Origin of the sequence: Nonomuraea rosea, from assembly GCF_039539705.1 — a bacterium.
Taxonomy (GTDB): Bacteria; Actinomycetota; Actinomycetes; order Streptosporangiales; family Streptosporangiaceae; genus Nonomuraea; species Nonomuraea rosea.
The window spans coordinates 370420-383297 of record NZ_BAABDQ010000005.1; the positions used below are offsets into that span (position 1 = coordinate 370420).

At 71.4% G+C, this 12878-nt stretch carries 13 protein-coding genes; 7 read left to right on the forward strand and 6 right to left on the reverse strand.

Annotation, left to right across the window (positions count from 1 at the left end):
• Positions 1-3: 3 nt before the first annotated feature.
• From ABEA43_RS15395 to ABEA43_RS15405, 3 genes are read right to left on the reverse strand one after another with little or no spacing between them, the layout of a single operon-like run.
• Positions 4-912: a carbohydrate ABC transporter permease gene (locus ABEA43_RS15395; RefSeq protein ID WP_345562283.1), complete on the reverse strand. Its 909-nt coding sequence runs from the start codon at positions 910-912 to the stop codon at positions 4-6.
• Positions 902-1816 (reverse strand): carbohydrate ABC transporter permease, encoded by a 915-nt coding sequence (locus ABEA43_RS15400; RefSeq protein ID WP_345562285.1) that lies wholly within the window; start codon positions 1814-1816, stop codon positions 902-904. Before ABEA43_RS15400 ends, ABEA43_RS15395 begins: the two co-directional genes overlap by 11 nt.
• Positions 1813-3180, reverse strand: coding sequence for an ABC transporter substrate-binding protein (locus tag ABEA43_RS15405; protein ID WP_345562287.1), 1368 nt, complete (start codon positions 3178-3180; stop codon positions 1813-1815). Before ABEA43_RS15405 ends, ABEA43_RS15400 begins: the two co-directional genes overlap by 4 nt.
• A gap of 151 nt (positions 3181-3331) precedes the next feature.
• On the opposite strand from ABEA43_RS15405, the gene ABEA43_RS15410 reads away from it, so the two are divergent.
• From ABEA43_RS15410 to ABEA43_RS15420, 3 genes are all read left to right on the forward strand, one after another.
• Positions 3332-4102, forward strand: coding sequence for a FadR/GntR family transcriptional regulator (locus tag ABEA43_RS15410; RefSeq protein ID WP_345562289.1), 771 nt, complete (start codon positions 3332-3334; stop codon positions 4100-4102).
• A gap of 57 nt (positions 4103-4159) precedes the next feature.
• Positions 4160-4933, forward strand: a complete 774-nt coding sequence (locus tag ABEA43_RS15415) for a PIG-L family deacetylase (protein WP_345562291.1) — start codon at positions 4160-4162, stop codon at positions 4931-4933.
• 97 nt (positions 4934-5030) lie between these two features.
• Positions 5031-5591 carry an NADPH-dependent FMN reductase gene (locus ABEA43_RS15420; RefSeq protein WP_345562293.1) on the forward strand — a complete coding sequence of 187 codons (561 nt, stop codon included), beginning with the start codon at positions 5031-5033 and terminating at the stop codon, positions 5589-5591.
• 13 nt (positions 5592-5604) lie between these two features.
• On the opposite strand, the gene ABEA43_RS15425 is transcribed toward ABEA43_RS15420, so the two are convergent.
• Entirely contained in the window at positions 5605-6459 is an 855-nt protein-coding gene (locus tag ABEA43_RS15425; protein WP_345562295.1) for an NmrA family NAD(P)-binding protein, read from the reverse strand.
• 88 nt (positions 6460-6547) lie between these two features.
• On the opposite strand from ABEA43_RS15425, the gene ABEA43_RS15430 reads away from it, so the two are divergent.
• Positions 6548-7249 carry a TetR/AcrR family transcriptional regulator gene (locus ABEA43_RS15430; protein WP_345562297.1) on the forward strand — a complete coding sequence of 234 codons (702 nt, stop codon included), beginning with the start codon at positions 6548-6550 and terminating at the stop codon, positions 7247-7249.
• A gap of 30 nt (positions 7250-7279) precedes the next feature.
• The gene (locus tag ABEA43_RS15435; RefSeq protein WP_345562299.1) at positions 7280-8392 is read left to right on the forward strand and encodes a hypothetical protein; all 1113 of its coding nucleotides are present in this window, start codon (positions 7280-7282) and stop codon (positions 8390-8392) included.
• 55 nt (positions 8393-8447) lie between these two features.
• Here the strand turns inward: ABEA43_RS15435 and ABEA43_RS15440 are convergent, their stop codons facing one another.
• Complete coding sequence (locus ABEA43_RS15440; protein ID WP_345562301.1) at positions 8448-10121, reverse strand: RICIN domain-containing protein; 1674 nt, start codon at positions 10119-10121, stop codon at positions 8448-8450.
• Positions 10122-10316: 195 nt separating this feature from the next.
• Positions 10317-10937, reverse strand: coding sequence for a TetR/AcrR family transcriptional regulator (locus tag ABEA43_RS15445; protein ID WP_345562303.1), 621 nt, complete (start codon positions 10935-10937; stop codon positions 10317-10319).
• Positions 10938-11034: 97 nt separating this feature from the next.
• Here ABEA43_RS15445 and ABEA43_RS15450 point away from each other — a divergent pair, with 97 nt between their 5' ends.
• Together ABEA43_RS15450 and ABEA43_RS15455 are read left to right on the forward strand one after the other, a co-directional pair.
• Positions 11035-12141 carry an amidohydrolase family protein gene (locus ABEA43_RS15450; RefSeq protein WP_345562305.1) on the forward strand — a complete coding sequence of 369 codons (1107 nt, stop codon included), beginning with the start codon at positions 11035-11037 and terminating at the stop codon, positions 12139-12141.
• An 88-nt stretch (positions 12142-12229) separates the two neighbouring features.
• Positions 12230-12814: a DUF2867 domain-containing protein gene (locus ABEA43_RS15455; protein WP_345562307.1), complete on the forward strand. Its 585-nt coding sequence runs from the start codon at positions 12230-12232 to the stop codon at positions 12812-12814.
• Positions 12815-12878 lie beyond the last annotated feature (64 nt).

Genomic DNA, 12878 nt, shown 5'->3' on the forward strand with positions numbered 1-12878 from the left:
AGATCAGCCCTTGGTCGCGCCGGCGGTCAGGCCGGCGACCAGGAAACGTTGCGAGAACAGGAAGACGAGCAGGACGGGGGCGATCGACAGCAGGGTGGCCAGGACCAGCTCCGGCGGCTGCACCTCGGCGTTGGCGCCCACGACGGGATTGAAGGAGGGGGTCGCCGACAGCATCTGGGTCAGCCCCACCTGCATGGGGTAGTTGTCGCTGTTCGGCAGCATCACGTACGGCAGGAAGAAGTTGTTCCAGTTCGTCACGAAGCTGAAGAACGCGACGAGGGCCACCACCGGCTTGGCCAGCGGCAGGGCGACCCGCACGAACGTCGCCGACTCGCTGCAGCCGTCCAGCCGCGCCGAGTCCAGCAGCTCGGCGGGGACGCTGGTGGAGAAGTAGATGTAGGTCAGGTACACGCCGAACGGGAAGAACGACATCGGCAGCACCACGGAGGCCGTCGTGTTGACCAGCCCCATGTAGCTGAACTCCAGGAAGATCGGCAGCACCAGCGCGGTGGCCGGCATCAGCATGACCACGAGGGTGACGATCAGCAGCAGGCGGCGGCCCTTGAAGCTCATGAGGGCGAGCGCGTACCCGGCCGGGATGCTCACCAGCAGGGTGATCGCCACCGACAGCACGGCGTAGAGCACCGAGTTGCCCATCCAGGTCGCCACGGCGCCGTCCTGGAAGGCCATGAGGTGCCGCCAGTTGTCCAGCAGCGCGGAGATCGAGCCCGGCGCGAGCGGATTGTCCCGGATGAGGCCGGCCGGGGTCTTGGTCGCGGCCAGCACCAGCCACACCATGGGCAGCACGAAGAACAGCGCGAACGCCGTCAGCACGGCGGCGATCAGCGCCCGGAGCGCCGTGCGGGCGGGATGGCCGGCCCGCATCGACCGGGGACGGCGGTCAGTCGGCATCGAACAGCCCTCCCCGCGCGACGAAGAGACCGGCGGAGCACAGCGCCACGATGAGCAGGTCGATCGCGATGGCGGCCGAGCCGTTGAAGTCGTTGTGGTCGAAGGCGTACAGGTAGGCGAGCTGGTTGAGCGAGTAGTCGGTGCCGACGACGCCGAAGCTGGCCTGCGAGATGAGCTGCGGCTCGACGAAGAGCTGGGTGCCGGCCGCGAGGGAGAGGATCAGCATGTAGACGATCCACTTGCGCAACATCGGCAACTGCACGCGCAGTGCGGTGCGCACAGGGCCGGCGCCGTCCACCCGCGCGGCCTCGATGACCTCGTGCGGGATGCTGTTCAGCGCGCCGTACATGATCACGATCCAGCCGCCCGCGCCGGTCCAGAACGCGATGATCGTGAAGAGCCACGGCAGGTGGCCCGGGGCGACCACGGCCACGAACGTCGAGCCCCACAGCGTGCGGACGATGCCGTCGACCGGGCTCACGGACGGGTCCAGCATGAACAGCCACAGCAGCACGCTGGACGCGCCGGCCAGCGCGCCCGGCACGTAGTAGACGAAGCGCAGCACCGCCCGCGGCCAGGCCGCGGTGAGCCGGTGCACCAGCAGCGCCAGCACCAGGACCAGCACGGTTAGCATGACCAGCCACAGCACCAGGTACGTCCCGACGTGCCCGACCGCGGCCAGGAACCGGTAGTCCTGGGCGGTGCGCACGAAGTTGGCCACCCCGGCGAAGCGCCCGTCGGCGTCGGTGAAGGCCAGGTTGAGCGCGTACGCCGTCGGGACGATGCCGAAGGCCACCAGCAGCACCACGTACCCGGAGACGAAGACGTGCCCCGCCGCCGGCCGCCAGGAGCGCGGGCGGCTCCTGGCGTGGACGCCGGCGGCGGTCATCGCGGATGCGCTCATTTGGTGACCTGGTAGCCCGACACCTGGGCCTGCTGCTCGATCGCGGTCTGCCACTCCGGCAGCAGGGACTCGACGGTCTTGCCCGCGGTCTGGCCGGGGATGACCGTCTTGGCCCACACCGCTTCCTGGCTGAACTCCGGCGAGCCCCAGCCGGGCCACACCTGACCCGCCGCGGCGGTGATCGGGGCGGCGATGTCACCGGCGTAGTAGCCGCTGTCCTGCTGCTTGGCGATCCACTTGGCCGCCGCCGCGGAGTGGGCGGGGTAGCCCGGCGACTTCTCCACCTGGTACGCGTCGGCGGTGGTGACCCAGGTGACGAAGTCCTTGGCGGCGTCCAGGCGGGCGCTGTGCCGAGAGATCCACCAGGCGCCGCCGCCGACGTTGCCCGTCACCGGCGGGCTCTGGTCGGCCCAGTGGAGCGCGTCGCCGACCGCCAGCTCGCCCTTCGGGGTCTTGAGCGTGCCCTGGAACACCGCGCCCCCGTACCAGGCGGGGCCGGGCAGCATGAGGACCTTGTCGCCCTGGTTCTTGGCGAAGTCGGGGCCGAACAGGGGCAGCATGGACATGGTCTTGCCGGCGACGAGCGTGTCGATCAGCTTCGCGGCCCGCACGCACGCGGGGTCGGTGGCCTTGACGGTGATCGCCTTGGCCGCCGTGACCTGGTTGGCCGGGCACTGCGCGCCCCACATGTAGATCTCGGGAGCCCACGCGTCGCCCGCGGTGCCGATGAGGTAGCCCGGGTGCTCGGCGGCCACCTTCGCGCCCAGCGCCTGGTAGTCCTCCCAGGTCTTGGGCAGCTCGTAGCCGAACTTGTCCAGGAGCTTCTTGTTGTACCAGAGCACCACCTGGGCCAGGTCGTTGCGCAGGCAGTAGACGCTGCCGCCGACCGTGCACACGTCGAGCGCCCCCTTGGCGAACCCGCTCAGCGTGCTCTGGTCGATCAGTCCCTTGTCGAGCGGGGCCACGAAGGCGTCGTCGCCCTGGGAGGCCCAGGACGCGGTGTTGTTGTCGGTGGTGAACACGACGTCCGGCCAGCCGTCGCCGGCCCGGTTGAAGAGCTGGACCTTGGTCTTGAGTGTGTTGGAGCCGTTGGCGTTGCCGTCGTAGGTGACGATGTCGAGCTGCGCGTCCGGGTGCGCGGCCTGGTACGCCTTCGCCGCGTCCAGCCGGGTGGAGTCCACCCAGACCACGAGCTTGCCGGCCTGCTGCGGGGCCGGGGCGAAGCCGTAGGGGGAGCCGGCGGCCGGCGTGGCCGCGGCGGTCTTCGCGGTGCCGGAGGGGCTGGGCGGGGCGCAAGCGGTGAGGGCGATCAGGACCGCGGCCGCGGTGATCGCCGGCGCCGGGACATGACTGCGTCGTCTCATTGGTGTTCCTCGTGAGCGAAAGGCAGGGGGACGGAAGTGAGGTACGTAAACGTCGCGTTTCGAGATATGACATCATACGTGTGATGTCTTTACAATGGCCTATAATCAAGCTGGTCCGAAGATCGGGACCATCAGTGCTCGGGAGGGCACGTTGACTCAGCACGCACCGGCAGGCCCGTGGACCGGCGACGTCGCGCAGCCCGGCCCACCCGCTCGCCGATCGCGCCGCGAGCGCCCCGCCAAGCTGGGCACCACCGTGGTCGGGCAACTCGTCGACGACATCGTCCGCGGCACGCTCCGCCCCGGCTCCGCGCTCCCGTCAGAGGGCGACCTGTGCGAGGAGTTCGGCGTCAGCCGCACCGTGATCCGCGAGTCGGTGAAGATCGTCCAGGAGAAGGGCCTGGTCAGGATCGAGCACGGCCGTGGCACCCAGGTCACCGACCCCCGCCAGTGGAACCTGCTCGACGACGTCGTCCTGACGTCGGTCATCGCCCACGACGAGAACGCCACGTTCCTGGACGAGCTGGTCTCGGTCCGTACGGCGCTGGAGGCGGACATGGCCGCCGCCGCGGCCCGCGCCCACACCCCGCAGGACGAGGAACGCATCGCCGCCGAGCTGGGTGTGATGCGCGCCCGGCTCGACTCGGCCCCCGACTTCGGGGCCGCGGACGTGCGCTTCCACGACATGATCATGGCCGCGTCCGGCAACCGGCTCGGCCGCGCCGTCGTCAACAGCATCCACGACAAGGCCCGCACCAGCATGCGCTACCACGGCCAGTACAACGAGGCCGTCATGCGCCAGACGCTGGACGAGCATCAGGCGATCAGCGACGCGATCGCCGCCGGCGACCCCGACGCCGCGGCCGCCGCCATGCGCCGCCACATCCTCGACTCCTGGAGCCGCCGCCGTCCCACGCCCTGATCCCGGTCCCGGCCCCCGGCTAGGATGGGCGCCCGTTGATCGCTCAGGGGGTTTCGGGTGGATTTCGGAGTGCTGGCCGTGCACGCGCATCCGGACGACGAGGCGATCTGGACCGGCGGGACGCTGGCCAGATACGCCGCCGAGGGCGCCAGGACCGCCGTCGTCACCTGCACGTGGGCCGCGGGAACCCGGCGGGCCGGGGAGCTGGAACGCTCCCTGGAGATCCTCGGCGCGGGAAAGCCGAGGCTGCTCGGTTACGCCGACGCCCGCAAGCCCGAATCCGCGCCCGGCAGCCCGCGCTTCCTGGACGCGCCGCTCGACGAGGCGGTGCGGCGGGTCGTCGAGCAGATCAGGGAGTTCAGGCCCGAGGTCGTGCTCACCTACGACGGCTACGGCTCGTACGGAAACCCGGATCATCTGCACGTGCACCGGGTGACCATGGCCGCGGTCGAAGCGGCCGGCTACGACCAGCTCTATCGCGACGCGGGCGATCCCTGGCGGCCGCATGCCCTCTACCTGGCGACCATCCCGCGCTCGGTCGTGGTCTCGCACTGGCAGGCGGTGTTCGGGGCGCCTCCCGAGCCGGGCCAGACGCTGCCGGGCGTCCCCGACGAGCAGGTCACCACCCACCTCGACGTCGGCCGGTGGGCCGAGCGGAAATGGGCGGCCATGCACGCGCACGAGTCCGAGGTCGAGCGCGGCGCGTCGATGACCCTGCTCACCTCGCTGCCGGAGCAGGCCCGCGCCCAGATGCTGGCGAACGAGTGGTACCGGCGCGTCTCCTACACCGGGGCACAGGAGAGCGCCCTCGCGCGTCCGTCCAAAGCCTGAGACTTTCGCGTATAAACAGTGGACACTGACGCATTGGTTATCTCACCTGCCGCTCCTACGGTGGTCACAGCACACCGAACACCTGAGGAGCAGCAGCATGAGCAAGGTCGGCATCATCGTGGGCACCACCCGTCCTGGCCGCAACGGCGAGGCGGTGGCGCAGTGGGTACGTGACCTGGCGGCCAAACGCGGCGACGCCGAGTACGAGCTGGTCGACCTGAAGGACTACGCCCTGGGCCACCTGGACGAGCCGAAGATCCCGGCCATGGGCGACTACCAGCACGAGCACACCAAGCGCTGGTCGGCGAAGATCAGCTCGTTCGACGCGTTCGTGTTCGTGACGCCCGAGTACAACCACTCGATCACGGGCGCGCTCAAGGACGCCATCGACTTCCTGTACGCCGAATGGAACAACAAGGCGGCCGGATTCGTCGGCTACGGCGTGGACGGCGGCGTGCGGGCGGTCGAGCACCTGCGCCACATCCTCGCCATGGTCGGCGTGGCCACCGTGACGCACCAGGTGGCACTCTCGATCTACACCGACTTCGAGAACGCCACCGCGTTCAAGCCCGCCGCCACGCACGAGGACAAGCTGAACCTCATGCTCGACCAGGTCCTCGCCTGGGGTGGCGCCCTCGGCACGCTGCGGGCGTCGTAGGGCCGGGGACGCTTCAGACGGCCTCCTGGAGGATCGAGCGCAGCGGAGTGGCGGCCCGGCCGAGCAGGCTTTCGAGGGTGGCTCCGGTGGTGGCGAACTCGCCGTTCCTGGCCGCCCGGAACATGCCGAGCAGCATGTTCGCCCGACCCTCCGGCACTCCGTGCCCGATCAGCCCCGCCGCCCATTCGTCGTCGTCGACGACGACGCGGTGGACGGTGCGCCCGCTGAGCTCGGTGAGCAGGCCGGCGACGTCCTTGAGGTCGAGGGCGTCCGGGGCGGTCAGCGGCGGTGTCGCGCCGTCGAACCGGCCCTCGCCGGCCAGGATGATCGCCGCCGCCTCGGCGAGGTCGGCGTGCGCGGTCCACGACACGGGGCCGTCGGCCGGCGCGCGCAGCTCGCCGGTCTGGAGGGCCTGGCCGAGCAGGTGCGGGACGGTGGCGGCGTAGAAGCCGTTGCGCAGCGAGGTGAACGGCGTGCCGCTCCCGGCCAGGTGCCGCTCGGTGGCGGCGTGGTCGGGCATGGGCTCGAAGAGCGAATCGGGGCCGGCGGCCTGGTGACTGGTGTACAGGACGCGCCGCGCGCCGGCCTCGCGGGCGGCGTCGATCGCCGTGGCGTGCTGAGCGAGCGCCGCCGCGCCGGTCGCGTCCGCCGAGACGATGAGCACCTGCGTGGCGCCCTCGAACGCCGCCGCGAGGGAGCCGGGGTCGGTGTAGTCGCCCCGGCGCACGCGGACGCCGCTCTCTGCGAGGCCGGCGGCGCGGCCGGGGTCGCGCACGCTGACGCCGACACGGTCCGCCGGGACCCGCTGCAGCAGCTGCCGGACGATCTGGGAACCGAGCCGGCCGGTGGCACCGGTGATGATGATCATGTTGTGCCTTCCGTTGTTATCGATGGAACGAGATTAACGATAGCATTGGAAACAACCAGCGCTAACGGCGGCGCGTTATCGTTGGAACATGCAGGACGCCAGAGGGGAGACGCGGGCCAACCTCGTGCAGGTGGCGGCGCGCCTCCTGCATGAGCAGGGACCGGCCGCCGTCACCACCCGGGCCGTCGCCCAGGCGGCCGGCGTGCAGGCGCCGACCATCTACCGGCTGTTCGGGGACAAGGAAGGGCTGCTCGACGCCGTCGCCGAGCACGTACTCGCCACCTATGTCGCGGGGAAGACCTCCGGCGCCGACCGCGGCGACCCGGTCGCGGACCTCCGGGCGGGGTGGGACACGCACATCGGCTTCGGTCTCGCCAACGCGGCCCTGTTCGGGCTGCTCAACGATCCCGCCAGAGGCCGGTCACCGGCCGCGGCCGCCGGGCACGAGGTCCTGCGCGCCCGGGTGCGCCGTGTGGCGGAGACCGGCCGGCTCCGGGTCACCGAGCGCCGCGCCGTCGAGCTCATCCGCGCCGCCGGCACCGGCGCCGTGCTCACCCTGCTCTCCATGCCGCAGGAAGAGCGGGACCCGGGGCTGGCGGACGCGATGTACGACGCGGTGATGCGGTCGATCCTGCTCGACGCGCCCGCGTCGCCGCCCCTCGCACTCGATGAGGACGGTACGATCGCGGCCGCCGTCGCCTTCAGGACCGTCGTCCCGAAGCTCCCCGCGCTCTCCGAGGCCGAACGCGGGCTCATGTCCGAATGGCTGGAACGAGCCGCCGGCAGCTGAACCGGCCACCCCGCAGCGAAGGGAGACGCGATGCGCCCGCGACTGGCGGCCGCCGTTCTGGCGGTGGCGGTGCTGGCCGGATGTTCGGCCGTCCCGGCCACCGGCCGCGAGCCCGGCCCGAGCGACGGCGAGTTCACGTCCGGTCCGGCCGGCACGGCGCGTCCCGAGGGCCGCTGGCGGGTGGTCCACCGGCAGAAAGGGCTCGGCCACGGCGCCGAGTTCCTGGACATCGCGGCCACGGGCACGGCCGGCGCGTGGGCGGTCGGTGAGCGTACCTTCGGCACCGACGGCCACGAGGCGTTATTGGTCCGGTGGGACGGCGCGCGGTGGCGGCGGCTGACGAAGGAGCTGCCGCAGGCGGCGCGACACGTCACCCTCACCAAGGTGGACGCCTCGGATCCGGGCAACGTCTGGGTCGTCGCCGAGGACCAGGAGGGCGGCGAGTCGGGGCTGCTGCACTTCGACGGGCGGCGCTGGTCGTTCACCCCCGACTCCGAGACCCCGTCCGAGGTGATCGCCCTGGGCGGCGGGCAGGCGTGGACGTTCGGCGACGGATGGGCGCGGCACTTCGACGGGCGGCGCTGGACCCGCCACGCGGTCCCGCTCGTCACGCGCGCCGCCGTCGCGCTGTCACCGCGGGACATCTGGGCGGTCGGCGAGGCGGACCCGCTGCCCGACGACACCTACGCGCAGTCGGAGCCCGCCGTCGCCCACTTCGACGGCCGGGCGTGGCGGCGGCTGCCCCTGCCCGCGCCGCCGTCGCCCGGCTCGTCCGAGGTGTTCGGCTCGGGACTGTCGGCGGTGCTGGCGCCGGCCCCGGGTGAGGCATGGGCCGTGGGCGGTTATGAGACGGCGGAGGGGACGTTCCGCCCGCTGTCGTACCGGTGGAACGGCACGGCCTGGCGGGCGGTCGCCATCGACGGCGGGCGGTTGACCGGGATCGCCCGCGACGGCGACGGCGTGGTGTGGGTGGCCAGCCGGCGGTTCGTCTCCGGGTCCGAGGACGCGTACGGGCTGCTGGCCGGCGGGGGTGAGCGGTGGTCGCGGGTCACGCCTTCCGCCCCGGTGACCACGATGACCGCCCTTCCCGGCGGGAAGCCGCTGTGGGCGATCGGCCGGAACACGATCACGGAGTATCGCTGACCGGACCACCGGGCCCGGCCGCATGGCAGGGGCCGCCGGGCCCGGTGGAGCTGTGTCACGGAGCCGGCGTCCCGCCGAAGGTCACGACGAGGCGGCCGTCCGTGGCGAAGGACCAGCTCAGGGCGCCGGAGTAGGACGAGCACCGGGACCCGTTCGAGCCGGACCAGAACTGGTTGGAGGCGTCGGCATCCCCGATGATCCGGTCGTTGGTCCCGCTGCCGCTGCGGCACGAGACGTTGTTGCGGAACACCGAGGTGCCGGCGTCGAACGTGTAGTTGCGCTCGGTGTTGTCGATGCTGACGTTGTTCGCGATCGACATCGTGCCGGGGTTGCGGTTGTAGGTGAACCCGTGCTTGCCGTTGTGGTAGGCGATGTTGCGGCGGATGACGTGGTTGACCGCGATGTCCTCGCCACCGAGCTTGAAGCCGTTACGGTCGCCGTTCCCGGCCTGGCTGCCGTCGCTGAGGGTGCCGTTGTTGTAGGACAGGGAGTCCTCGATGGTCACCGCGCCGATGGCGCCCGTGTCCGTCTTGGTGTAGAGGTCCCAGCCGTCGTCGATGTTGTTGCGCGCCACCGCGTACCGGAAGACGTTGCCCGAGCCGACGGTGAGCTTCGCCGCGAAGCCGTCGGCGTCCTCGCCGTCGGAGTCGGCGTTGTCGTGCGACAGCGCGCTCAGCACGAGGTTGCCGGCCGGCCACTGGTCGCGCGGGGTGTCGGAGACGATCCGCGAGAGCTGCAGCCCGGTGTCCCGGTTGTACCTGGTCACCGTGCGCTCAAGGATGTTGTTGCTGCCGCCGACGAAGATCCCGTTGTCCCCGGCCCGCTCGACGACGATGCCGTAGAGGTGCCAGAACGAACCGTTCACGGCGAGGCCGCGGTTGGCCGGGTCCTCGGTCTGGGCCGAGAAGTTCAGGATCGGCGTCTCACCCGGGTAGGCGGACAGCTTCTTACGTGCGCTGGAGGTGCCGTTGTTCCCCGGGGCGATGGTGACCGTCTGCGCGAAACCGTACGTCCCGCCGCGCAGGTAGATCGTCCCGCCGGCGGCGATGCGGGTGATGGCCGAGGCCAGCGTCGTCGGGTCCGACTGCGTGCCGGCCGCGCCGTCGTTGCCGTTCGGCGCCGCATACAGCGTGCCGGAGGACGGCGGCACGGTCGGGGTGACCGTCGGGGTCGGGGTCGGGGTCGGCGTGGGCGTCGGGGTCGGGCCGCTGCCCGCGGGGCGCAGGGTCCACTGCTTGGTGGCGGCCGAGTCGCAGGAGTTCTGCTGCAGGAGCGCGCCGGCGGTGGTGGAGTTGTCCTTGACGTTGAGGCACTTGCCGCCGTTGGCGTTGACGATCCGGTAGTCGGAGCCGGAGGCGGTGAGCTGCCAGGTCTGTGACGCGGCGCCGGTGCACGTCTCCTGCTGCACCGCCTTGCCCGCGCTGGTGGAGGCGTCGCGGACGCCCAGGCATTTGCCGCTGTGCGCGGCCTTGACCTGGTAGCCGGCGCCGGCGGCGGTGATCGTGAAGACCTGCCCGGCGGTCCCGGCGCAGGTGTTCTGCACGAGTTGCACGCCGTCGCCGGTGCTCGGCCCCGGGACCGCGGCACACAGGCCGCTCCCGGCGTTGGCCAGCGTGTAGTCGCCGTTGGATGGGGCCGCCGAGGCCGGCGTGTTGAGCGCGGCCACCAGGGCGCCGGTGGTGATGAGGCCGGCGGTCAGCACGACCGCCAATCGTCTTCCGAAGGGCACGTCCAGCTCCATTCGTACGAAGGGGTGCTGAGATCGGGGCATAGCGGGGACGCGCGTTTTCGATACCAACCGGTTGCAGAAACAGTGACGTTACATAGCGGAAACGTCAATACATCCAGGTAAAACTGCAAACGCCGCAGCACGTTCAACCAGGTGGTGTCGCTGTTTCTGCAACAACCGATTGCAGAAAACGGATTAGCCGCGCGGAGCCGTCAGGGGGAGGAGGACGTGGTCGACGATGGCGACGACGTCGGCCTCGGTCACGTGTCCCTTGTCCATCGACTCGGCCAGGACCATGCGCGGGCCGACCGACGCGACCAGCGGCGTGACGGACGCCGGGTCGGCCTCGCCCCGATCGGCGGCGGCGCGCAGGCGGCCGACGAGGATGTCCTTGTGGGGGGTGAAGACCAGCTCGCGGACGGCGCTGTAGAGCTCCGGCGGGCGGCCCCGGCCGGTCATCAGGGGGACGAGCGCCTTGCCCCGGGGCTCGTCGAGGACGCGGGCCAGGCCCTGCAGCAGGGCAAGGAGGTCGCCGCGGAGGGTGCCGGTGTCGGGGACCGGCGGGTCGCCGAAGCCCTCGACCGGGTCGTTCAACGCCGCCAGCAGCAGCTCGGAGGGGGTTGACCAGCGCCGGTAGAGGACCGACTTGCCGGTCTCCGCGCGCGGGGCGAGCTTGTCGAAGGCCAGGGCGTCGAAGCCGTGCCGGGCCAGCTCCTCGAACGCGGCCCGGTAGATCGCCCGGGTGAGCTCCGTTCCCCGCCTGCGGGTGGGCTTCCCCTGCTGCGTGCCGGCCGGCGCGGCGGGACGAGTGACCACCCTCCGTTTATAGCGGACGGCCTCGTTGCACGGGGTTCGCGCCTACGGATAGCCTCTTAATAGAGGACAAATTTGTCTCTTAAAGGGGAGGATGTCCATGGCGACCACGTTCGCCCTGGTCGGCGCGCGCGTCTTCGACGGGCGGCAACTGACCGGACCGGCCACCGTCGTGGTCGAGAACGGGCTCATCGGGCACGACGCGGCGGGAGCCGAGCGGATCGACGTCCACGGCGCCGTCCTTCTCCCCGGCCTGATCGACGCGCACGTCCACGTCCACGGCCGCGAGAGCCTGGACGCGCTGGCCCGGCACGGTGTGACCACCGGCCTCGACATGGCCGCCTGGCCCCCGGAGCTGCCGGCGTCGCTGCGCGGGACCGCGGGCACCGCCGATCTCCAGAGCGCCGGCATCCCGGCCATCGGCCCGGACGGCCCGCACGCCCGCATGATCGTGACGACCCCCGAGGCCGTCGTGACCGATGCGGCCAAGGCCGGGCGGTGGGTCGCGGACCGGATCGCCGAGGGCTCGGAGTACATCAAGATCGTCATGGAGGCCCCCGGCGAAGGCGGCCTGACGGCCGAGGTCGCCGCGGCCCTGGTCGAAGCCGCTCACGCCCGCGGCAGGCTGGTCGTCGCGCACGCCGCTTCCGCGGGCGCGTACACGATGGCCGTCGACTGCGGCGCCGACCGCGTCACGCACTGCCCGATCGGCGCGCCGGCCGATCCCGCCGACGTGGCACGCCTCCGCGACGGGGGACGCGTCGCCATCCCGACGCTGACCATGATGCGCGGCGTGGCGCGCTTCGCCGGCCGTCCCGAGGGCTTCGCCGGCAGCATGGCGACCGTCGCCGCGCTGCACGCGGCCGGCGTGCCGATCCTGGCCGGCACCGACGCGAACGACGCGCCCGCCGCCCCGTTCCAGGTGCGGCACGGCCAGAGCCTGCACGAGGAGCTGCGGCTGCTGGTGCAGGCCGGGCTCAGCCCCGTGGAGGCGCTGCGCTCGGCCACGTGCCTGCCCGCGCGGCACTTCTCCCTGGCCGACCGGGGCGTCATCGCACCCGGCAAGCGCGCCGACCTCCTCCTCATCGACGGGGACCCGCTGGCCGACATCGCCGCGACCGGCGGCATCCTGCGGGTATGGTGCGCGGGCATCGAGCACGAGACCGCACCGCCGCTCTCGGAGCCGGAGACCGTCACGGGCGGCTGAGCGTACGGCCCGGGGAGCTCGGCGACGGTGCGGTAAATCCCCCCGCCGGGGGAGGTGGTATCGCCCGGCCGCTTCTAGCTTGGCTCTCGTGAAGCTGCAGACAACCACGCACACCTCGCGCCCGTGGCGCATCCACGAACTCACGAGCGATTTCACGGTCGAGGACGTGTGGTCGTACCGCACGCCCGGAGCCGGGCCCGGCGACTTCCCGTCGATGCTCGCGGCGATGCGAGCCGCAGGCGGGCCCATGCGGCAGACCGGGGCGGTGAAGTTCCTGTTCGACCTCCGGTGGAGGCTCGGCGCGCTCTTCGGCTGGGACGAACCGTCGGCGGGCGTCGGCGCGCGGGTCGCCTCGCTCCACGACCGGCTGCCGGACGACATCCGCGCGGCTCCGCGCGGCCCGGACGACGGCAGCATGCCCCTCACGGCGGTCTACGAGCTGGACATGGAGTCCGCTCGCGAGCTGGCGAACAAGACCGTGCACGCCGTGATGCACCTCGGCTGGGTCCAGGGCGCGAACGGCGACCATGAGCTGCGGCTGGCCGTCCTCGTCAAGCACAACGGATGGTTCGGGCGGCTCTACATGGCCGCCATCGCGCCGTTCCGCTACCTCATCGTCTACCCGGCCCTGACCCGGCAGTGGGAACGGGCCTGGCGTACGTCACGAGGCTGAATTGGATACGGTCTGATCCGTAATTAGGTATTGACGGTCAGGGGATGCGTTCTTAAGTTTTCGG